General features: G+C 63.8%; 15 protein-coding genes and 1 tRNA gene. 4 read left to right on the forward strand and 12 right to left on the reverse strand.

The features are described from left to right. Nucleotides 1-8 precede the first annotated feature (8 nt). From SAB01S_RS00115 to SAB01S_RS00125, 3 genes are all read left to right on the forward strand, one after another. Entirely contained in the window at nucleotides 9-3,605 is a 3,597-nt protein-coding gene (locus tag SAB01S_RS00115) for a calcium-binding protein (protein ID WP_157078232.1), read from the forward strand. Between the two features lie 70 nt (nucleotides 3,606-3,675). Further along, entirely contained in the window at nucleotides 3,676-4,494 is an 819-nt protein-coding gene (locus tag SAB01S_RS00120) for a phosphotransferase family protein (protein WP_062731193.1), read from the forward strand. Between the two features lie 586 nt (nucleotides 4,495-5,080). Next, nucleotides 5,081-5,434, forward strand: a complete 354-nt coding sequence (locus tag SAB01S_RS00125; RefSeq protein WP_062731194.1) for a UrcA family protein — start codon at nucleotides 5,081-5,083, stop codon at nucleotides 5,432-5,434. Between the two features lie 87 nt (nucleotides 5,435-5,521). Here the strand turns inward: SAB01S_RS00125 and SAB01S_RS00130 are convergent, their stop codons facing one another. The 9 genes from SAB01S_RS00130 to SAB01S_RS18350 all read right to left on the reverse strand — a co-directional run bounded on the left by SAB01S_RS00130 (nucleotide 5,522) and on the right by SAB01S_RS18350 (nucleotide 17,333). Further along, complete coding sequence (locus SAB01S_RS00130; RefSeq protein ID WP_062731195.1) at nucleotides 5,522-6,373, reverse strand: glucose 1-dehydrogenase; 852 nt, start codon at nucleotides 6,371-6,373, stop codon at nucleotides 5,522-5,524. 49 nt (nucleotides 6,374-6,422) lie between these two features. Then, nucleotides 6,423-7,742: a chloride channel protein gene (locus tag SAB01S_RS00135; RefSeq protein WP_021228330.1), complete on the reverse strand. Its 1,320-nt coding sequence runs from the start codon at nucleotides 7,740-7,742 to the stop codon at nucleotides 6,423-6,425. Nucleotides 7,743-7,908: 166 nt separating this feature from the next. Beyond that, nucleotides 7,909-9,042 carry a glycoside hydrolase family 43 protein gene (locus SAB01S_RS00140; protein WP_157078233.1) on the reverse strand — a complete coding sequence of 378 codons (1,134 nt, stop codon included), beginning with the start codon at nucleotides 9,040-9,042 and terminating at the stop codon, nucleotides 7,909-7,911. A 543-nt stretch (nucleotides 9,043-9,585) separates the two neighbouring features. Continuing rightward, nucleotides 9,586-10,263 (reverse strand): response regulator, encoded by a 678-nt coding sequence (locus tag SAB01S_RS00145; protein ID WP_062731196.1) that lies wholly within the window; start codon nucleotides 10,261-10,263, stop codon nucleotides 9,586-9,588. Then, nucleotides 10,260-12,914, reverse strand: a complete 2,655-nt coding sequence (locus SAB01S_RS00150) for a DUF4118 domain-containing protein (RefSeq protein WP_062731197.1) — start codon at nucleotides 12,912-12,914, stop codon at nucleotides 10,260-10,262. Before SAB01S_RS00150 ends, SAB01S_RS00145 begins: the two co-directional genes overlap by 4 nt. Further along, nucleotides 12,911-13,495 carry a potassium-transporting ATPase subunit KdpC gene (kdpC, locus tag SAB01S_RS00155; RefSeq protein ID WP_062731198.1) on the reverse strand — a complete coding sequence of 195 codons (585 nt, stop codon included), beginning with the start codon at nucleotides 13,493-13,495 and terminating at the stop codon, nucleotides 12,911-12,913. The genes SAB01S_RS00150 and kdpC overlap by 4 nt, the downstream gene beginning before the upstream one ends. A gap of 10 nt (nucleotides 13,496-13,505) precedes the next feature. Then, a complete protein-coding gene (gene kdpB / locus SAB01S_RS00160; protein ID WP_062731199.1) occupies nucleotides 13,506-15,530 on the reverse strand; it encodes a potassium-transporting ATPase subunit KdpB in 2,025 nt (674 codons plus the stop codon). Nucleotides 15,531-15,541: 11 nt separating this feature from the next. After that, nucleotides 15,542-17,233, reverse strand: coding sequence for a potassium-transporting ATPase subunit KdpA (kdpA, locus tag SAB01S_RS00165; protein WP_062731200.1), 1,692 nt, complete (start codon nucleotides 17,231-17,233; stop codon nucleotides 15,542-15,544). Between the two features lie 10 nt (nucleotides 17,234-17,243). Then, on the reverse strand, nucleotides 17,244-17,333 hold the full coding sequence (locus SAB01S_RS18350) for a potassium-transporting ATPase subunit F (protein WP_157078234.1): 90 nt from the start codon (nucleotides 17,331-17,333) through the stop codon (nucleotides 17,244-17,246). Nucleotides 17,334-17,795: 462 nt separating this feature from the next. Between SAB01S_RS18350 and SAB01S_RS00175 the strand changes: the two genes are divergently transcribed. Continuing rightward, nucleotides 17,796-17,869: transfer RNA gene (locus tag SAB01S_RS00175), tRNA-Gly, on the forward strand. Between the two features lie 45 nt (nucleotides 17,870-17,914). Here SAB01S_RS00175 and SAB01S_RS00180 read toward each other — a convergent pair. Genes SAB01S_RS00180 through SAB01S_RS00190 form a run of 3 tightly spaced genes read right to left on the reverse strand, consistent with a single transcriptional unit; the run spans nucleotide 17,915 to nucleotide 20,975 of the window. Next, on the reverse strand, nucleotides 17,915-18,724 hold the full coding sequence (locus SAB01S_RS00180) for an enoyl-CoA hydratase/isomerase family protein (RefSeq protein ID WP_062731202.1): 810 nt from the start codon (nucleotides 18,722-18,724) through the stop codon (nucleotides 17,915-17,917). Further along, entirely contained in the window at nucleotides 18,721-19,794 is a 1,074-nt protein-coding gene (locus SAB01S_RS00185) for a phosphotransferase (RefSeq protein ID WP_062731464.1), read from the reverse strand. Before SAB01S_RS00185 ends, SAB01S_RS00180 begins: the two co-directional genes overlap by 4 nt. After that, entirely contained in the window at nucleotides 19,791-20,975 is a 1,185-nt protein-coding gene (locus tag SAB01S_RS00190; protein ID WP_083951058.1) for an acyl-CoA dehydrogenase family protein, read from the reverse strand. Before SAB01S_RS00190 ends, SAB01S_RS00185 begins: the two co-directional genes overlap by 4 nt. Between the last annotated feature and the right edge of the window lie 173 nt (nucleotides 20,976-21,148).

Here is a 21,148-nt window from a genome sequence, read left to right on the forward strand (position 1 = left end):
GGGTTTGGGTGGCTAAACTTAAAGGCGTTCCGCAGCGTAAAAATATGCTGGGCACAGTTGCCGATGATGTTCTGACAGGAACGGACGGTGCCGATTGGCTAAACGGCGGCACGGGCAACGACAATATCGCGGGCGGCGGGGGTGCGGATATTCTGGATGGGGGAGACGGGAATGACGTTCTGTTTTCCCATGGCCGAACCAGCGACCTGATCGATCCTTATTTCCCAAACCTTAATGATGCTGTTTCCGACGACAGCTTTACCGACGTCGATACATTGCGTGGAGGGGCGGGCGACGATTACCTGTTCGCAGGCTATGGCGACAATGTCGATGGCGGCGAGCAGGATAGTTACGGCAATCGCCTTTATATCAACTTTTCCGGCGCCACCGCAGGTGTTGTCGCCGATTTCAGCCGTCTGCAAACGGAGACTTCGATCACCATCGGCGGCGGCGTCATCACCAATATCCAGAGTGTCAGCTATATACTGGGCAGCGCGTTCGACGACTATCTGGTAGGCCTAGATACATTTTACCCAAGCGGCGACGCCATTTTCGGAGGAGATGGCAACGACACCATTGTCGGCACCTATTATTCGGGCTGGGCCAATGGCAGTCTGCATGGCGGGAATGGCGACGACCTGATCGACGCAACGGCGAGCAGCTATGGTGGCAATGCTTATGGGGATGCGGGAAATGACGTGATTCGCATGGGTCGGGACGGCACGGCATATGGTGGTGACGGAGATGATCAAATCTACGGCGCTTCGGTAGCATATGGTGACGCCGGCAACGACCTGATCGTCATGAATTCCTACTCATGGGGAGGGGGCTTTGCAGATGGTGGCGCGGGCAATGATGATCTGAGGGCCGCAAGTGACGGCGGCACTCTGATCGGTGGCGATGGCGCGGATCGACTGACTGGCGGTGCAGGGTCCGACATTCTCTATTCGGCGAGCCTCAATGTGGACGGACCTAGCCACGACATGGGGCGCGAGGTCGATCATCTTTCCGGTGGCGACGGTACGGACACGATTTGGGCGGGCTATGGCGATAGCGCGGATGGGGGAGACGGTGAGGACTATCTGTCCTACTCCTTTGGTGGCGCGCAGGAAGCCATCAACATTAATACGTCGATGTTTCAAACGTCTTCGCTCGTCATCGGCGGGGGCACGATTCAGAATTTCGAGTATCTGTCACGATTACGTGGCAGCGAATTTGGCGATACCATCGTCGCCACGGCAAATATCGGTCAACTGACCATCGATGCTGGCGCGGGCGATGACGTGATCACTACCAATGGTAACGTCTTCATGGTGATGGGCGGTGCCGGTAACGACTTGCTGTTCAGCAGCACGTCCCCTGATATGTTCGATGGCGGAGAAGGCGTCGATACGGTGAGCTATGTGCAGGCGGCCAGTCGTATCGTCATCAGGCTGGGTTATTTCGGAGGTGGCGGCTCTGGCGTCGACTGGTTGAAGAATGTCGAAAATCTGAATGGATCGCGATTTAATGACGAAATGTCGGGCAATGAACTCGACAACCAGATTAACGGTGGCGCCGGCGATGACGAAATCTATGGCCGCGAAGGCAACGACACGCTGATCGGGGCCGAGGGGGCAGATTATCTCGACGGCGGATTCGGGAACGATGTGCTTGATGGTGGCGACGGGCTGGATACGCTGATCGGGGGACAGGGCGACGACCTGTATCTCGATAGCGATGGCACGGATGTCATCATCGAGGCTGCTGGCGAGGGCATCGATACCCTGTCGACTTACGCTTCTTCGTACAATCTTGGCGCAAATCTCGAAAAGCTCTATTTTATCGGCTCCGGGAATTTCCGGGGTGTCGGTAATGATCTGGATAATGACGTCAGCTCCATATTGTCGGATGGCGACGACTGGCTGAGCGGCCTGGGTGGCGACGACAATCTGTTCGCCGGCGCTGGCAATGACCTGTTGGATGGCGGTGTCGGTGCCGACCGCATGTTTGGCGGCTTGGGCAATGACACCTTTGTTGTCGATGCGATGGGCGATCAAGCCATTGAATTTGCCGGCGAAGGTTTCGACACAGTCAATGCCAGCATCAGCTATACGCTGTCCGCCAATGTCGAATCGTTACGGTTCATCGGGGCAAAGGGCGCCGTTGATGGGCATGGCAATGCGGGCAACAACTGGTTGAATGCAGCATGGGTCGATGTCGCGCCGGCGGCTGGCACGCAAATCCGGCTCTATGGCGAGGGCGGCGCCGATAATCTGCTCGGTTCGCGCTATGGCGACCTGCTGGATGGGGGCACGGGCGTCGACAGCATGACGGGCGGTGCTGGCAATGACCGCTATATCGTCGACAACGCCGCCGACATGGTGATCGAGCAGGCGGGCCAGGGGTTCGACACGGTCGATACCAGCATCAGCTATAGGCTGGGCGATAATGTCGAAGCGTTGCGCCTGATGGGCGTGACCGGGGCGGTCGACGCGCACGGCAATGCGGGCAACAACTGGCTGAACGCCGTGTGGGTCAATGTCGCGCCGGCTGCTGGCACGCAAATCCGGCTCTATGGCGACGGAGGAAATGACGATCTGCAGGGATCGCGTTATGATGACCTGCTGGATGGCGGGACCGGCGCGGACCGGATGGCCGGTGGATACGGCAATGACAGCTATGTCGTTGACAATGCAGGCGATGTCGTCGTCGAACAGGTGGGCGCGGGTTATGACGTCATAACGTCCAGCGTTGGATATGCACTGGGCGCCAATGTCGAGGCGCTGCGGCTGGTCGGCGTGGCGGCCGGGGCGAGCGTGGTGGCGCAGGGCAACGACCTCAACAATGAATTGAACGCTGTATATGTCGATCAGCAGGCGAAGATCAGCCTGCTGGGCGGGGGTGGCAACGACCGGCTGCTGGGATCGCGCTATGACGACCTGCTGGACGGCGGCACCGGGGGCGACACGATGCGCGGCGGGCGTGGCAATGACAGCTATGTCGTCGATAGCATGACGGATCTGGTCTATGAGCAGGCGGGTGAGGGCTATGACGTCATCACCAGCAGCGTCGGCTATCGGTTGGGCGCCAATGTCGAAGGGCTGAGGCTGGTGGGCGTGGCCGAAGGGGCGAGCGTGGTGGCGCAGGGCAATGACCTCAACAACTCGCTGAACGCGGTGTGGGTCGACAAGTCGGCCAGCATCAGCCTGCTCGGCCATGGCGGTGACGACACATTGCTGGGGTCGCGCTATGGCGATTTGCTGGATGGCGGGACGGGATCGGACAGGCTGACCGGCGGCGGCGGCGCGGATCGATTCCATTTCGGCGACGTGCTGAACGCGGCGACCAATGTCGACACGATCCTGGATTTTGAAAAGGGCGTGGATGTCATCGAACTGGACGATGCCGTGTTTGCCGGGCTGAACCTTGGCAAGCTGGATGCGAGCGCGTTCGTGGCCAATGCCAGCGGCACGGCGACCTCGGCCGATCAGCGCATCATCTATGACACGGACAGCGGGCAGCTCTTCTACGACGCGGACGGGTCGCTGGGCGGCGCGGCCGTGCTGTTCGGCGTGGTCGCGGGGCATCCGCCGCTGACCGGCGCGGATTTCGTCGTGGTGTAAAGCCGCATGGGGCCAGCCCGTCGACAAACGGGCTGGCCAAGCGGGCGCGCAGCGGGCAGAGGGGCGGGTGATGCGTGCGCCTGATCCTTCCGCCTTCATCGCCGCGGGCGCGAGCGCGCAGGTGTATCGGATCGACGGCGGGCGGGTGCTCAAGCTGTTTCATGCCGGGATCGACCCGTCCATCGTCGCGCGCGAATATGCGATCGCGCGGGTGGTGCAGGCGAGCGGCCTGCCGGTGCCTACGGTGTTCGGCGAAGCGCGGGTCGAGGGGCGGCAGGCGATCATCTATGCCGAGATGCGCGGCCCCAATCTGCTGACTTATATGGCGCGCCATCCGCACCGTGCGGCCTGGGCGCTGGAGCAGATGGCGCAGCTTCAGGCGCGTATCCATCAGTGCCATGCGCCGACGCTGCGCAGTCGCAAGGGCGTGCTGGCGGAGGATATCGCCGCCGCCGACATAAGCGAGCCGCTGCGGGAGGCGGCGATCGCGCGGCTGGACCTGCTGAATGAAGGCGACCGGCTGACCCATGGCGACCTGCATCCCGGCAACCTGATCGTGACAGAGGCGGGGGTCGCCGTGATCGATTGGTCGCGCGCGGCGTGCGGGACGATCGCCACCGATCTGGTGCGCACCGAAATGGTGATGCGCTTTGGCCCGGCGCGCGGGGGTGGCGACGTGGCGCGGGGGGAGGCGATGATGCGGGACGCGGCGGCGGCCTGGTATCTGCGGCGCTGTCGCGCGCGCACCGGGCTAGACAAGGAGGCGCTGATCGCGTGGCAAGCGCTGGTGGCGCTGGCCTGGATGCGCCAGCGTGCGCCGGCGCGGGACGCGGCCTTCGCCGACTATGTCGCCCGGGCGTTGCGCGAGGCGGGGTTGCCGCCGCTGTAAGCCGTTGCGGGGGCGCGCGCCTGCCTCCATGTCGTTGGTCGGCGCTGGCCGCCCCCTGGTCGGCGAGGGATGCCGCCGGGCGGGATCGGGCGGCGGATCGTCGAAGGACGGCTGCCATGCACGGCCCGTCCACTATGATCGATCATGTTAAGGCACGGTTCACCGCTGATAGCGTCGTCTGCCTTTCGACAGTTTATCCCGATCCGGAGTGCCCGACAGCGCCTGGATACGCCCCCGGCCTTCCCTTGCGCCGGGGGCGTTTTCCTTTGCGGGACGGTTTCGTTACGATTCGGATATTCCCTTACGGTGCCCTGTCGTTTGCAGCCCGGGCCATGTCGTTCGTCGCACCGTTCGTCCCCCGCCTGTCCCCCCTTTGTCGATGGCAGCGCCGTTCGCCGACCTGGCGTGCGCCCGGTCGAAGCGGGCGCGCGGCCGGATCATGCCGGGCCTAGAAGGATGAGGCGAACGGGAGAGGAGCCGTCAAACCCCACCAGACCCCGACAGGCTCCGCCCGGTCGCACCCAGCGCCGCGACGCCCCCCTAACAGGCGGCGCGGGTCATGACAGAGATATGAGGAGATTTGCCCATGTTCCGTATGTTCGCGGTTGCCGCACCCGCCATCGCCGCTTTCGCCCTGACCGCCGGCACCGCCCAGGCGGAGGATTTTGTGTCCAATGGCCGCACCGCCCAGGTCTATCATGGCGACCTGAACCTGGCCGATGCCGCGCAGCAGAGGACGCTGCGCAGCCGCATCGCCCGCGCCGCCGCCCGCGTCTGTTCCTCGAGCGACCGGATGACGGCGCTGTCCTGCAAGTCCAAGGCGATCGCCCATGTCGAAGCGCCGATGGCCGCCGCCATCGCCCGCGCCGAAACCGGCGAACGCTATGCCGATGCGGGCGGCGAGACGCTCAAGGAAAGGCGGGCGATCGTCGGTAACTGACGCGGTGCCCCGCGCAGCAAGGAAAAAGGCCCGGAGGTGATCCGGGCCTTTTCTGGTGCGTGGCGCCTTTGGGCGAGGAGGGCATCGTCAACCGTTGACGATCATGCCGCCATTGGGGTGGAGCACCTGCCCGCTCATATAGCTGGCGTCCTGGCAGGCGAGGAAGAGAAAGGCGGGCGCGACTTCATTGGGCTGGCCCGGCCGGCCCATGGGGGTGGATTCGCCGAAATGTTCGAGCTTTTCCTCGCTCGCGCCGCCGCAGGGATTGAGCGGGGTCCAGATCGGGCCGGGCGCGACCGCGTTGACGCGGATGCCCTTGTCGATCAGATTTTCTGACAGGCTGCGGGTGAAGGCCGTGATCGCGCCCTTGGTGCTGCTATAGTCGAGCAGCTCGGACGCGCCCTGATACATGGTGACGGACGTGCAGTTGACGATCGCCGCGCCGTCCTTGAGATGCGGGCGCGCGGCCTGCGTCAGGAAGAACATGCCGAAGATGTTGGTCTGGAAGGTGCGGCGCAGCTGATCCTCGGTAATGTCGGTAATGTCCTGATCGGGATGCTGTTCGCCGGCATTGTTGACCAGAATGTCGAGCTTGCCGAAACGGTCGATGACCTGGGCGATGGCGCTGTCGCAAAAAGCCTTGTCGCCGACGTCACCGGCGATGGTGAGCGCCTGTCGTCCTTCGGCTTCGACGATGTCGGCGGTTTTGCGCGCGTCGTCATGTTCGCACAGATAGAGGATGGCGACGTCGGCGCCTTCGCGGGCGTAGAGCGCGGCGACGGCGCGGCCGATGCCGCTGTCCGCGCCGGTGACGAGCGCCACCTTGCCTTCCAGCCGTCCCGAGCCGGGATAGCGCGGTTCCCATTCGGGCTTGGGATCAAGCCCTGACTCATGGCCGGGCAGGCCGTCTTCGCGGATCATGTCTTCATAATGGCTCATGGGGGCTCTCCTTCGCAAAAGAGGCCAACACATGCCGCACCGCTTTTGTTCAGCCGGGTGGGGCCGCCTTCGCGCGGTCGAGGAAATTGCGCGACAGACCGTGATAGAGACGTTCCTTGCACACGCGCTGCGCCGCGCCGTCCGCCACCAGCGCCGCGCCGAGCAAGGGCAGCATGAAGCCGCGGCTGCCGGTGGTTTCGGAAATGATGATGACGGCGGTGAGCGGCGCGCGAACCACGCCGGTGAAATAGGCGACCATGCCCAGCAGCACGACGGCGCTGCCCTGCTGTTCCGGGAACATCCAGCGCAGCAGGTTGCCGAAGCCCGCGCCGGTCGCCAGCGACGGCGCGAAGATGCCGCCTGGAATGCCGGAAATGCTGGTCGCCAGCGTGCTGACGAACTTGGCCGGCGCGAACCAGAGCGGTTCCTGGCCCCCGGTGATGAGGTGGCGGGCTGGCGCGTAGCTGGTGCCCCAGGTAAGGCCCGTCAGCACGCCGATCAGCGCGACCACTGCGCCGCAGCAGGCGGCAAAGCGGATCGGATGGGCGCGGCTGAAATCGGTCAGGCGATTGCGGCTGGTCGCCGCCGCCAGCGCCAGCCGGGCGAACAGGCCGCCCGACAGGCCGCCCAGCACGCCGGCGAACAGCGCGACCACCATGGCTGACCCGAGCGGCAGATGCGCGGCGACGACGCCGAAATAGACATAATCGCCCGCCAGCCCCAGGCTGACCATGCCTGAAATGATGACGGCGGTGATGACGAGCAACGTCATGCGCTGTTCATAGGCCGACGCCAGTTCCTCGATCGCGAAGCTGATCCCGGCGAGTGGGGTGTTGAAGGCCGCCGCCACGCCCGCCGCGCCGCCCGCGACCATCACCGATGCGCGCAGGGGCACCTGAAGCACCGAATGGACGCGCGCGAGGATGGCGGCGGAAATCTGGACCGTCGGTCCTTCGCGGCCGACCGATGCGCCCACCAGCAGGCCCGCCAGCGTCAGCGCGACCTTGAGCAGTGCGGTGCGCAGGTCGACCAGCCGCCCGCCAATCTGTTCGGGCAGGCGGGTGGCGGCGATGACCTGCGGGATACCCGATCCGCCGGCAAAGGGCGCATAGCGCCGAGTGATCCAGGCGATGCCGGCAAAACCGAGCGGCGTCAGCAGCAGCGGCAGCCAGGGCCATTGCCGGGCGAGATGGTCGAAGGCTTCGCTGCTGGCGTCGGCCGCGCGCGCGAACAGCAGCGCGGCGAGGCCGACCAGGATGGCCCCGCCCATCAGCGCGAGGCGGCGGCGAAAGAGGAGTGACGTGGGACCAGTGTGGCGGATCAGCGCGCGCACGCGGCGCATCGTCCATCGGCGGCCCGTGTTGCTCATGCCCAGAGAGTCTTCCCGTCAGAAGGGAAAGAAGGGGCGACGAGGGGGGTGGGCTGGGCCACTGGCTGCTCCGCGGTTCGGCTGAAAAGGCCAACGATCGGCCTTGCGCCTTCCCTCTATGGTCGCCAGCCCGCAGAGGCAAGGCCGGCGACCGGGAAAAGCCACATCAGGGCTTGGCGGCGCCCTGCGTTGCCTTGGTCACGAACGGGTTGATCGTCTGGATCGTGCCGTCGGGATTATAATGAAGTTCCGTGACCTTGACGTTGCGCAGGCGGGTCTGCCCCGACAATTGCGTGTCGGCATAGAAGAGCCACCATTTGCCATTCCATTCGACGATGGAATGATGGGTGGTCCAGCCTTCCACCGGCTCCATGATCCGCCCCTTATAGGTGAAGGGGCCATAGGGGCTGTCGCCTATGCCGTAGGCCAGGTAATGGGTGTCGCCGGTCGAATAGCTGAAATAATATTTGCCTTTATATTTGTGCATCCACGACGCCTCGAAGAAACGGCGGTCATGGTCGCCGCCCAGCAGCGGCTTGCCCTGGTCATCGACGATCTGGACGGCGCGGGGCGTTTCGGCAAATTCCAGCATGTCGCCGGTCATCTTTGCGACGCGCGGGGCGAGCGCAGGCTTGTCATCCTGGCCAAGGTCGGTCTTGGACCCGTTGGGATCATAGGTGCCGTTGACATTGCGTTGCAGCTGGCCGCCCCAGATGCCGCCGAAATACATGTAGCTTTGCCCGTCATCGTCGGTGAAGACGGCCGGGTCGATCGAATAGCTGCCCTTGATCGGCTGGGGCTGTGCCTTGAACGGACCCATCGGGTCCTTCGATGTGGCGACGCCGATGCGGAAGGCGCCTTCCTTGTCCTTCGCGGGGAAGTAGAGATAATAGGTGTCGCCCTTCTTCGCGGCGTCGGGCGCCCACATCTGCTTTTCCGCCCAAGGCACGTCATCAACGTCGAGCGCGACCGGGCCAAGCGTCACCGGGCCGCCGATGCGGTCCATGCGCAGCACGCGATAGTCGCGCATTTCGAAATGACTGCCCAGATCATCCTCTGGCGTCGGGCCGTCGATATCATGGCTGGGATAGACGTAGATCTTGCCGTTCCAGACATGGGCGGATGGATCGGCGGTGAAAATGTCCGTCACCAGCGGTTGCGAGAGATAGTCTGAGGCCGGACGCTTCCCCGCCGCCTGCTGGGCGTTCGCGGCATTGGCGCTGGTGTCGGACTGCTGCTGGCAGCCCGCCGTCAGCGCGAGCGCGCCCACCGCGCCCAAGGTCAATATGGATTTGCGCATCGTGCATCCTCTCCCGATTGCATCTGTTAAGATAGCGCTACCATCGAATGGGCAGTGTCGTAAATGCTTTTGTTCGGGCGGCGAGAGCGAAGGACGCAGCTTGCCAAACTAGTATCCCGATAACTTTTCCATGGACTTAGCTGTAAAGCACAGCTGACTAGCGCGGCTTGTCTTCAGTTGCTTACCTTCGACCAGTGAAATTTGCACAGCAATCAATCTGGTCTGCTCGAAAGGCTGAGTTGGATCGCAGCATCGGCGAAAAGGTGTATCTTTGGACGCTGTCCCCTGCCGACCCCACTATGTCGTTCCGTTGGTAGAGCTGAATGTCGGCTTTCGCCCAGGTCGGCCATCTACGGGCGGTGTGCGAATAGATCTGCATCGTAGGCGGTAGGGAACGGAGCGACAGTTGGATTGGATCCGGTACGCTGCGTATTTGCATTCGAGTTTCGCGATCATCGTCCGTTCCGGAAGTATTGTAGACGCGCGCGAAATAGCGATGCGGATGATTGGCATTCGGATCGTTGCGACTTGCCTCGGCGCGGCTCAAGCCCCGAATCGATAGCCTATTCCCGGCTCATTGATCAAAAGCGTCGGGCGACCAGGATCACTTTCGATCTTTTGGCGCAGCCCTCGCATCGTCACACGAAGGTATTCGATATCGCCCAGGTGCGCCTCGCCCCAGACCGTCTGAAGAAGATGACGGTGAGTCAAAACCTTTCCGGCATGGCGGACGAGTTCGAGCAAGAGCGAGAACTCCTTCGGCGTCAGGTGCACGGCGGCGCCGTTCCTGGCTACCCGATGCGCCCCGGTATCTATTTCAACCGGGCCGGCCCTCAATTTTCCGTCGGTCGTTGTCCCCGTCCGGTGGCGCATCGCGACCCTGACCCGAGCTAGCAATTCGTCGGTGTCAAAGGGTTTGGTGACATAGTCATCCGCACCGAGATCGAGCGCGGCGACCTTTTCCGCGCTCGCGTCGCGTGCGGTGAGGACCAGCACGGCTCGGTCCATCGCCTTGATGAGTGGGATCAAATCGATGCCGTCACGGTCCGGAAGGCCAAGATCAAGCAGGACGAGCTGGCAGCCGGGCCGCCCTGCCATCGCAAGCGCCTCGCCGGCACTTCCGGCCTCGGCGCAGGCGTAGCCGCTGCGATCCAGCGCACCGCGCACCAGGCGGCGGATAGCGGATTCGTCGTCGACGATCAGGATGGCCGGGCTCGTCATGGCTCCACCTCGGCTTTGAGGCTGCGGATCATCGCCTCAGGCCATTCGATCTCGAAGCGTGAGCCCGGTCCATCGTCCCGGTCGAGCGCCCGTACTACGAGGCCCATCGCATCGGCGAACCCTTTCACGATTGCAAGGCCAAGCCCGGTCCCGCCGGCGCCATCGCTGCCTTGGCCGCGAGCGAACTTCTGAAACAAGTCGCCCGCCGAGCCGCCAGGCAAACCAAGTCCCTCGTCGATGACCGAGAGGATCAGTCGCTGCGGTTCGCGACGTGCGGATAGGGTGATTTGCGCGTTTTGAGGCGAGAACTTGGCAGCATTATCGAGCAAGTTTATCAGCATGTGGTGCAGCATTCGCGGGTCCGCGATGACCAGCGGAAGAGACACCGGTACGTCGAGCTTGACCGGGTGCCTGGCGAGCGCGGCGGCCAGCCCATGGACCGCAGAGGCGACGGCGTCGGTGAGGTCGATCGGTTCGGGCCTAATCGCCAAGGCGCCGGACTCGATCCGGGTCATTTCGACGAGATCGTCGAACAGTCGGGCGAGGCGCTGCGTCTCGGCCTTCAATGTTGCGACCGCCGCCGAAGCCGGGTTCTCGTTCGCAACGACGTCAGCTGCCGCCAGCACGGAAGTGAGCGGGGTCTTGAGATCGTGTCCGAGCGAGGACACGAGCGTCGCGCGAAGATCGTCGCGCTGCTTGAGCACAGCCATCTCGCGCGCCTCGCCCTCTAGCTTCAAGCGCTCGTGCGCGAGCGCCGCCTGACCGAGCAGCGTGGCGAAAAGGACGCTTTTGCCGGCCGGAAGGGGATCGCCACGCTCGTCATGGCTAATGCCAAGAACGGCGAGGACGCCGAGCGACGTGGCCAGCGGGTGAAACTGCCAGTCGCTGGCGGTGAGCGTCGCTGTGTCGCGTCCCGCCGGCTCGTTGCGATCAAACGCCCATTCCGCGGCCGTCATGTCAATGGGCCCGAGCTGAGGGGTGTCCGGTGCGCCTCCGACCGCCGTCGGCCTTCCGTCCTTGTGCAGTAGCAGGACCGTACGGACATCGAGAACGCTGGCGATCTCGGCGCAGGTGACCGATGCCGTCCCTTTCTCATCGGAGATCGCCGCGAGACGCTGGCCGAACGCCGCAAGGGCCGCGTTCTCGATGGAGGTCCTTGCACCGACGTTCGCTTCACGGCGAAGCCGCCCCGCGAGCTGCGCGGCCACAAGGCCGACCCCCGCGAGGATGGCGAAGGTGACGACGTTTTCGGGATTGGTGATCGTGAAGGTGTGGATCGGCGGGAGGAAGAAGAAGTTATAGGCCAATGCGCCGGTCAAGCTGGCGATCAACGAGGCCCGCATGCCATACAGCGTCCCCGTCGCGACGACCGGAATCAGGTAGAGCAGGTCGATCGCGTTGATCCCGAGGTAGGGATTAACCAGGACGCCGAGCGCGGTAGTCGCCGCGATCATCGCAAGGCCGGCTATGACGCCCCTGGTGTTGAGCAAGGTCGCGCCGCCCGCTTCTTTCTCGGAGTGAACCGGCAGGGGCATGACGTGGATGGCAATGCCCTCGTTCCCGCGCACCAGCTGATCGACGATCGAGCCGTGGCGCAGCTCGAACCACCAGCCGCGCCGCGATTTGCCGATGACCACAGCCGTGGCGCGGGCTTCTGCGACATGCCCGCGCAAGCCGTCGATCACGGTGGGCGCGGATACCGTCGTGAGCGTTGCACCGAGACTGCCAGCCAGTTTGAGCGCGGCAGCGATACGCTCCTGCGCCGCCGCAGACAGGTGCGCGCTGCGGGGCGTCTCGACGGTCAGCGCCGTCCAGGGAGCATGCATGGAATCCGCTAATCGCTTGGCCGCTCGCACAAGAAATTCGCCGCCCGGTTGATCGCCAATGGCGACTACGATGCGCTCGCCCGCCGCCCAGTTTCCCGGCTCACCGACCAGGCGAACGTGATCGAGCATCTGCTGATCCACTGTCTGCGCCGCACGGCGCAGCGCCAGCTCGCGCAAGGCGGAAAGATTGGCCTTTGAAAAAAAGTGAGAAAGCGCGCGCGTGGCCTCCTCGGGAATGTAGACCTTGCCGTCCTTCAGTCGTTCGATCAGCTCGTCGGGCGGGAGGTCGACGACCTCGATGTCGGCATCGTCGAGCAATGCATCGGGCAGCGTTTCGCGCACGCGCACGCGGGTAAAGCCCGCCACGACGTCGTTGAGGCTTTCGAGGTGCTGGATGTTGAGCGTGGTGACCACGTCGATCCCAGCGTCGCGCAGTTCTTCCACGTCCTGCCAGCGCTTAGGGTGTCGGCTGCCAGGCGCGTTGGTGTGGGCGAACTCATCGACCAGCGCGATTTGTGGCCGTCTCTCGAGCATTCCGTCGATGTCGAATTCGGATAGCTTGTGTCCGCCGTGCTCGATCAGCTTGCGCGGCAGGGCTTCAAACGGCGCGGTCAGTGCCTGCGTGTCGGCCCGGCCGTGCGTCTCGACGATGCCAATGACGACATCCTTGCCCTGCCGCAGCAAGTCCGCGCCTTCGCGCAGCATCTCATAAGTTTTGCCGACGCCGGGTGCGGCGCCAAGGATGATCTTGAGTCGCCCGCGCGCTTCCCGCTTCGCTGCCTTCAGGAGCGCATCGGGAGACGGACGGACAGGGCTTGCGTTCATCTGGGCGGATTAGCGGATATACGGTCCAGCTGTCGATTGAGAAGCAACACGTTCACCCGGCGCTCGCCGATAAAGCCAAGCAACGGCGTCTCGGTTTCCGCCCGTACCAGCGCTTCGACACGCGTACCCGGAATGCCGCGCGCCTGAACCACCCGTGCGATCTGGGCAAAAGCTGCCTCGGGGCTGATGTGGGGGTCAAGCCCCGAGGCACTAGTCGTGACCAGAGCAGGAGGAACGTTGCTGGTCGATCCCGTTGCCGGGATGGCGTTTGCGATACGGTTGCGCAGGTCCTGCGATCCGGGCGCGAGGTTGGAGGCGGCCGAGGCGCTGGCATCGTAGCCATTCTCGCCGGCGGCCGACGGGCGCGGGTGGAAATAGCCCGGCGCCGCGAAGTTCTGGCCGATCAGCTTGGAACCGATCACGCGATCTCCCTCGCGGATCAGGCTGCCGTTCGCCTGCGCCGGCATCAGAACCTGCGCGACGCCGGTCATGGCGAGGGGATAGGCAATCCCAGTGATCAGCGTGAGGAGCAGCAGCAGGCTGATCGCCGGGCGGATAGCGGTGCGGATTTCGGTGAGCATGGTCTTTCCCTCAGGCGAGGTTGAGGCCGCTGACGGCCAGATCGATGAGCTTGATCCCGACGAACGGAGCGATGAGGCCGCCGAGGCCGTAGATGCCGAGATTGCGCGCCAACAGTGACCCGGCGTCGGCCGCGCGGTATTTCACACCCTTGAGCGCCAACGGCACCAGCAGCGGGATGATGATCGCGTTGAAGATAATCGCCGAAAGGATCGCGCTTTCCGGACTGGTCAGCGCCATCACGTTCAGTGCTCCAAGGCCCGGATAGAGCGCTACGAAGATCGCAGGCAGGATGGCGAAATACTTCGCGACATCGTTCGAGATCGAAAAGGTAGTAAGCGCGCCGCGCGTCATCAGGAGTTGCTTGCCCAACCCGACGATCTCGATCAGCTTGGTCGGGTCGCTGTCGAGATCGACCATATTGCCCGCCTCGCGCGCCGCTTGCGTGCCAGTGTTCATCGCCACGCCGACGTTGGCCTGCGCCAGCGCCGGAGCGTCGTTCGTGCCATCGCCGCACATCGCAACGAGCTTGCCGCCATCCTGCTCGCGCCGGATCAGCGCCAGCTTGTCCTCCGGCGTCGCCTCGGCGAGGAAATCGTCGACCCCGCTTTCGGCCGCGATGCTGGCGGCGGTGAGCGGATTGTCCCCGGTAATCATCACCGTCTTGATTCCCATCCTGCGCAACTCACCGAAGCGTTCGCGAATGCCAGCCTTCACGATGTCCTTGAGGTGGACGACGCCCAGCAGACGTGCGCCATCCGCGACGGCGAGCGGCGTGCCGCCGGTGCGGGCGATGTCATCTGCGATACGGCGCAGCGCCTCGGCATCGGCGGCGTCCGGCAGTCGGCGCAATACCGCATCGACCGCGCCTTTAACCAGTGACCGTTCGCCGATCTGCAGGCCAGAAACGCGGGTCTGCGAGGTGAAGGCGATCGGTTCCGCGCTCGTCGGCATCGCTTCGCCACCAGGCGCCTTTTCGTCCGCGAGGACGACAATCGAACGACCCTCTGGCGTCTCGTCGGCCAAGCTGGCTAGACGGGCTGCGGCGATCAGTTCGACCTCACTGATGCCGGGCAGTGGCTTGAACTCGGTCGCTTGGCGGTCGCCGATCGTGATCGTGCCGGTCTTGTCGAGCAGAAGCGTATCGATGTCCCCCGCCGCCTCGACCGCGCGACCAGACTTGGCGAGCACGTTGAACCGCACGAGCCGATCCATCCCGGCGATGCCGATTGCCGAAAGCAGGCCCGAGATGGTTGTAGGGATCAGTGTCACGAACAGCGCGACCAGCACGGGCACGGCCATGGTGCCGCCCGCATAGGATGCGAAGGCGGGCAGCGTCCCGACCGCTATCAGGAAGATCAGCGTGAGGCCGGCGAGCAGGATGGTGAGCGCGATCTCGTTGGGCGTCTTCTGACGGCTTGCCCCTTCTACCAGTGCGATCATGCGATCGAGGAAGCCCTGTCCGGAGGCGGCCGTGACGCGAACCCTGATCTCGTCGGCGATAACGCGGGTGCCCGCGGTCACTGCCGAGCGGTCGCCGCCTGCCTCGCGGATGACCGGTGCGGATTCACCGGTGATCGCCGCTTCGTTGACGCTGGCGATGCCTGCGATGACTTCACCATCGGCCGGAATCAGATCGCCCGTTTCGACCAGTACTTCGTCTCCCTTTTCTAGTTGATGCGCAGGTACCCACTCCCAGATGTCGCCAACACCTGTCAGTAGCCTGGCTTTGAGCTCTGCCTTGGTGGCGCGCAGGCTTGCCGCCTGTGCCTTGCCGCGACCTTCCGCCACGGCCTCTGCAAAATTGCCGAACAGCACGGTCAGCCACAGCCAGAAGACGAGCTGGCCTTCGAAGACGGGATTGCCTTCCCCGGTCGCCAGTGACTTGATCCAGAGCACGGATGAAAGTGTGGCGACAATGGCGGTGACGAACATCACCGGGTTGCGGATCAGGGTTCCTGGGTTGAGTTTGACGAAGGCATCGCGCGCGGCGGCCTTGACGATGGGTCCGGTGAACAGTGAAGGCTGCGTGGACATCTACGGGGCTTTCAATTGAGCGTGCCGGCCGCGACCTGAAAATGGTCGGCAATCGGACCGAGCGCGAGACTGGGCAGGAAGGTGAGGCCGCCGACAATCAGGATGATCGCGGCCAAAAGCCCGATCCACAGCACCCCGGTGGTGGGGAAGGAACCGGGGCCATCGGGCAGCTTCTTTTTGCCAGCCAGACCACCGGCAATGGCGAGCGCGGGCAGGATCGCGCCGAACCGGCCGACGAACATGCCGATGGCGAGCGTGATGTTGTAGAACGGCGTATTTCCGGTCAAACCGCCGAAAGCAGAGCCGTTGTTCGCGACCGCGCTTGAATAGGCGTAGAGGATTTCGCTGAAGCCGTGCGGACCCTTCGCCAGCGGACCGGCGAGGCCCGGTGCAGCGACAGTGGCGATGGCGGTCAGCCCCAAAATGAACAGCGGCAGGATCGCAATGGCGATCACAGCCAGCTTCATCTCGCGCGCCTCGATCTTCTTGCCAACATACTCCGGCGTGCGGCCAACCATCAGCCCGGCGACGAAAACCGAAAGGATCGCATAAATGAGGATGCCGTAGAATCCCGCTCCGACGCCGCCGACGATCACTTCGCCGAGCTGCATGTTGAACATGGTGACCAGTCCGCCCAAGGGCACCAAACTGTCGTGCATGCCAATCACCGCACCGCATGAGGCAGCGGTGGTGACCGCGGCGAACAGCGCGGTCGCCGCAAGACCGAAGCGGACCTCCTTGCCCTCCATATTCCCGCCGGCAAGGCCGAGAGCATGATGGACGGGGTTGCCCGCAGCTTCCGCCCAATAGATCACGGTGACGCCAACCAGGAACAGGGCGAGCATCGCGGCGAGAATCGTCCAACCCTGTCGCAGGTTGCCCACTGCCTTTCCGAAAGTCAGGGTCAAACCGGCACCGAGCACGAAGATCGTCAGCATCTGCAGGAGGTTCGACAGCGCAGTCGGATTCTCAAAGGGATGGGCGGAATTGACGTTGAAGAAGCCACCGCCGTTGGTGCCGAGCATCTTGATGGCAAGTTGCGAGGCGACCGGGCCGAGAGCGATTGTCTGCCGGGCGCCTTCCACCGTCGTTGCGTTTACCGACGCCGTTAGCGTTTGCGGCACTCCCATCGCGACATAGGCGATTGTTAAGACCATGCAGGCGGGCAGCAGCAGGTAAAGCGTCACCCGAGTCACGTCGGTCCAGAAGTTGCCGATCGTCGCCACGCCAGTTCCACCCCCTTGGCGCGCGAAAGCGCGGATGAACGCGAAAGCCACGGCGATGCCGGTCGCGGCCGAGAGAAAGTTCTGCACGGTCAAGCCGGCCATTTGGCTGAAGTGCGACAGCGTCGTTTCGCCACCGTAGTTCTGCCAGTTGGTGTTGGTTACAAAGCTCACCGCCGTGTTGAAAGCGAGCCAGCTATCCATCCCGCCGAACCCTTGGGGGTTCAAAGGCAGCACGTTCTGGAGCTTCAGGATCGTGAAAAGCAGTGCAATCCCGGCGACGTTGAACGCCAGCACCGCTGCGGCATAGCCGATCCAACTCTGCTCACGCGGACCAGCCCCGATGAGGTGATAGAGGCCGGCTTCGAGCGGCAGTGGACGGTCGTCATAGAGCCTGAAAAGGACTGCGCCGACAGGGCGTGCGCATGCGATAATCAGGCCTATGAAAACGAGGATCAACATCCAGCCGGATAAGGTCATCGCCGCCTCCTCAATATCGTTCGGGTCGGACGAGGACGGCCACGAGATAGATGAGCACAAAAAGCGCGACGGCAGCGCCGAGCCAAAGTTCGAGTGACATGAAAGTGACCTCCTGGATCACGATCACGTAGGCGGCCAGGCCGTGAGGAAGCGCGGTGGATTCAATAGGGCGGTCGTAAGAATTGCATAAAAGTGGGAGCCGGAACCGGAAAACACTAGGCGGCGTGGACAAATTGGCTGCGGCCAGCAGATTTGCAATTCGGGTTTGAGATGACCTGTTCACGCTGCAAAAATCTGCACGAGTATGTGCGCTTTCGGACGCGGGGTGAACTCTTTCGCGCGACTGCCTAGCTGATGCGCTTTGACGACCGCTTGTCTTCCATCTGGCTGCGAAGTCGCGGCCAGATGTCAAAATCGCACGGTAATGCGGGCTCGATTCAATTGCGCGCATCAGGACGGCGTGCGGATTGACCAATTTTCAAGCCTATGCCATGGGTTTTCCGACGCTGCTGTAAAACGGGTTGTAAAACACTCGGCGAGTTTTCAGCTAAGCTGTTGAAATGCGGGTGTAGCTCAATGGTAGAGCAGCAGCTTCCCAAGCTGACGACGGGGGTTCGATTCCCCTCACCCGCTCCACATCACGACATCTGATATCTTGCGTCTTCCGACCTATAGGCCGGTTCAGCCCCCGATGAAGTCGGGTGGACGCTTGGCGAAATAGGCTGCGACGCCTTCCCGGCCTTCGGCGGACGCGCCGGCGCGGCTGATGGACAGGGCCTCGGTTTCCAATTGTGTCTCAAGGCTGGTCTGGAACGTGTCGCGGAGCAGGGCGCGGGCGGCGCCGACAGCGCCGGTGGCCGCGCGGGCCAGAGATTGCGCGATGGCCGCCCCTTCGGCGGCGAGCGCGTCATCCCCGACGGTGCGGGTGACAAGGCCGATGCGCTCGGCTTCGTCCGCTTTGACGCGCCGGTTTGTCAGGATCATCTCCTGCGCCTTGCGCAACCCGATGAGGCGCGGCAGCAGCCAGCTCATCCCGCCATCGGGCGTCAGGCCGATCCCGCCATAGGCTGCGGTGAAATGGGTGGACGCGCCGCACAGGACGACATCGCCGGCGATGGCGAGGCTCAGGCCGGCGCCGGCCGCCGGGCCATTGACCAGCGTTAGGAGCGGCTTTGCCATGCGGGCGAAGCGGGCCACGGCGACATGCAGCGTGCCGGCCAGATCCAGCAACATGGCCTCCACATCATCGCCCGCAGCGCGGAACGCGCCAATGTCGCCACCGGCGCAGAAAAGCCGGCCCGACCCCGTCAGCACGACGCAGCGGATCGCGGCATCGATCTGGCACCGGTTCGCTATGTCGGCCAGCGCGCGGGCCATGGGGAGGTCAATGGCATTGCCGGCGTCAGGCCGGTTGAGCGTGATATGGGCAATTCCATTTTCGACAAGGAACCGGACAGGTTCAGCCCCATCGGTTTCAGACCCATCGGTCATCGGCACGCCTCCATCATCTCCACCGCCAGGGCAATCAACTGCGGCAGGCGCTCGGCCCGCTCACGCGCGTGGACCGATGCCGCCGTGCCGCGGATCACCCGGCCCTTTATGCCGTGGAAGATTGCCGCCATCCGGAAGAAATTGAAAGCGATATAAAAGGCATAGTCCGCATCCGGGATCGGCGCGCGGCCCACATTGCGGCAATAGGCCGCACGATATTCCTCCTCGGTCGGGATGCCGAGGGGACGCGGATCGGCGCCGCCCAGCCCCGCGACGATGTCGGGCGGCATGCGGTACATCATCGCATGATAGGCAAAATCGGCAAGCGGGTGGCCCAGGGTCGACAATTCCCAGTCAAGCACCGCCAGCACGCGCGGCTGCGTCGGGTGGAAGATCATATTGTCGCACCGGAAATCGCCATGAACGATCCTGGTTTCATCCCCGGGCGGGATCGCTGTGGGGAGCCATTCGATCAGCCTGTCCATGCCCGGATCGCGCCCGGCAGCCTTATCCTCCAGATATTGCCTGGACCAGCGGGCGATCTGCCGTTCGAAATAATTGCCCGGACGGCCATAATCGCCAAGCCCTACCGTTTCGGGATCGAAACGATGAAGCTGCGCCAAGGTCTCGTTCATGGCGGCAAAATAGGCCGCGCGTTCGTCCTCATGGATTTCAGGAAAGGCCGCGTCCCAGAAAATGCGCCCTTCGACCATGTCCATGACATAGAACCAGCTGCCGATGACCGCGTCGTCAGTGCACAGGCCATGGACATGGGCGACTGGATAGCCGGCCCGGCCCAGCGCGGTCAGCACGCGCGCTTCGCGTTCGACGGCATGTGCGCCCCTGAGCAATTCGCCCGGCGGCTTGCGCCGCAGGACATAGGTTCGCCCCGGCGTCGTCAGCTTGTAGGTCGGGTTGGACTGGCCGCCCTTGAACTGTTCGACCTGGATCGGACCGGCAAAGCCTGCAACATGGCTCTCCATCCAGCGCGCCAGAGCCGCCTCATCGAAGCGGTGGGCGTCGCGCACGGGGATGGTCCCGGCATTGGCGTCCTGCCCAGTGCCGCTCATGCCACGCCCGAGCCGGCCTGCGCCGCTTTCCAGTCGCGCTTGATCTTCTTCGCCAGGCTCCACTTATGCACTTCGGTAGGGCCGTCATAGATGCGGAAGGCGCGAATTTCGCGAAACACCTGTTCGACGATGGTGTCGGCGGTGACGCCCATGCCGCCCATCACCTGGACGCAGCGGTCAGCGACCCGCATCAGCGCTTCGGACACCGCAACCTTCGCCATCGAGCTTTCGGCGGTGCCCAGCGATCCGCCATCCAGGACGCTGGCGCACCAGTCGATCATCAGTTCGGACTGTTTGAGGTCGATCATGTTTTCGGCCAGCATGAAGCCGACGCCTTCATGGTCGATCAGAGTCTTGCCGAACGCCATGCGACGGTTGGCGTAATCCATCGCGATTTCATGGGCGCGGATGCACGCGCCGCGCCAGCGCATGCAGTGGGACAGGCGGGCGGGGCTGAGGCGCACCTGCGCATATTGGAAGCCTTCGCCGCTGTTGCCCAGCATCTGGTCGGCGGGCACGCGCAGATTGTCGATGGTGATGGTCGCATGGCCGCCCGGCATCGAATTGTCGATGGTGTTGGGCACCCGGTCGATGCGGATGGCGGGGTGGGGCAAATCAGTGAGGAACATGCAGGCGCCATCGTCCGATTTGGCCATGATGATGCCGACCTTCGCGCCCTGCGCGCCGGTGATGAAGGTCTTGCGTCCGTTGATGACCCAGTGATTGCCGTCCTGATGGCAACGGGTCTGCATCATCGACGGGTCGGAGCCCGCTCCGCCGTCGGGTTCGGTCATGAAGAAGGCCGATCGCGCGCGCCCTTCGACCAAGGGCTTGAGGAAACGCGCCTGAATGTCCGGGCTGCCGACCTTGCCCAGCAGATACATGTTGCCCTCGTCGGGCGCAGCCGTGTTGCAGGCGAGTGGGCCGAGCGGGGACAGGCCCGAAGCGGTCAGCACGACGGCGGTTTCACGCTGCGTCAGATGGCTGCCGTCGGGCAGGATATGGGGCGTCAGGACGCCGGCCGCGCGCGCCTTTTCCTTCAGTTCCTCGACCAGTTCCTCGGTCGGTGCGCCATGATGGTCGCGGCGCGGATCGCGTTCATAGGGAATGACGGTGTCGCGCACGAAAGCCTCGACCTTTGCGGCAAGGGTGGCGGTGCGCTCCGGCCCGATCCCGCTCACAACGCGGCCCCATGCGGCCGAACCGGCGTCGATCTGCTGCTCTCCATGCCTTTTCTCTCCCGATAGGTCTCGCTGCCAGCTTCGTCATGTCGCCGCGGGGCGGCGCATGCACCTGCCAAAGCTGCCAGCTTGCCTCTTGCGGCCTGCCCCTGTGACAAGCCATCATCCCTATA

This window comes from Sphingobium abikonense NBRC 16140 (assembly GCF_001598335.1).
Classification (GTDB): domain Bacteria; phylum Pseudomonadota; class Alphaproteobacteria; order Sphingomonadales; family Sphingomonadaceae; genus Sphingobium; species Sphingobium abikonense.

Coding starts and splice junctions, on each gene's coding strand:
- kdpA (WP_062731200.1), bottom strand. CDS start 17,233: ATGACCTTATCCGGCTGGATGTTGATCCTCGTTTTCATAGGCCTGATT.
- kdpC (WP_062731198.1), bottom strand. CDS start 13,495: ATGCTCACCGAAATCCGCACCGCTATCCGCCCGGCGATCAGCCTGCTG.
- SAB01S_RS00150 (WP_062731197.1), bottom strand. CDS start 12,914: ATGAACGCAAGCCCTGTCCGTCCGTCTCCCGATGCGCTCCTGAAGGCA.
- SAB01S_RS18350 (WP_157078234.1), bottom strand. CDS start 17,333: ATGTCACTCGAACTTTGGCTCGGCGCTGCCGTCGCGCTTTTTGTGCTC.
- SAB01S_RS00180 (WP_062731202.1), bottom strand. CDS start 18,724: ATGACCGATGGGTCTGAAACCGATGGGGCTGAACCTGTCCGGTTCCTT.
- SAB01S_RS00185 (WP_062731464.1), bottom strand. CDS start 19,794: ATGAGCGGCACTGGGCAGGACGCCAATGCCGGGACCATCCCCGTGCGC.
- SAB01S_RS00125 (WP_062731194.1), top strand. CDS start 5,081: ATGTTCCGTATGTTCGCGGTTGCCGCACCCGCCATCGCCGCTTTCGCC.
- SAB01S_RS00120 (WP_062731193.1), top strand. CDS start 3,676: ATGCGTGCGCCTGATCCTTCCGCCTTCATCGCCGCGGGCGCGAGCGCG.
- SAB01S_RS00135 (WP_021228330.1), bottom strand. CDS start 7,742: ATGAGCAACACGGGCCGCCGATGGACGATGCGCCGCGTGCGCGCGCTG.
- kdpB (WP_062731199.1), bottom strand. CDS start 15,530: ATGTCCACGCAGCCTTCACTGTTCACCGGACCCATCGTCAAGGCCGCC.
- SAB01S_RS00130 (WP_062731195.1), bottom strand. CDS start 6,373: ATGAGCCATTATGAAGACATGATCCGCGAAGACGGCCTGCCCGGCCAT.
- SAB01S_RS00145 (WP_062731196.1), bottom strand. CDS start 10,263: ATGACGAGCCCGGCCATCCTGATCGTCGACGACGAATCCGCTATCCGC.
- SAB01S_RS00140 (WP_157078233.1), bottom strand. CDS start 9,042: ATGCGCAAATCCATATTGACCTTGGGCGCGGTGGGCGCGCTCGCGCTG.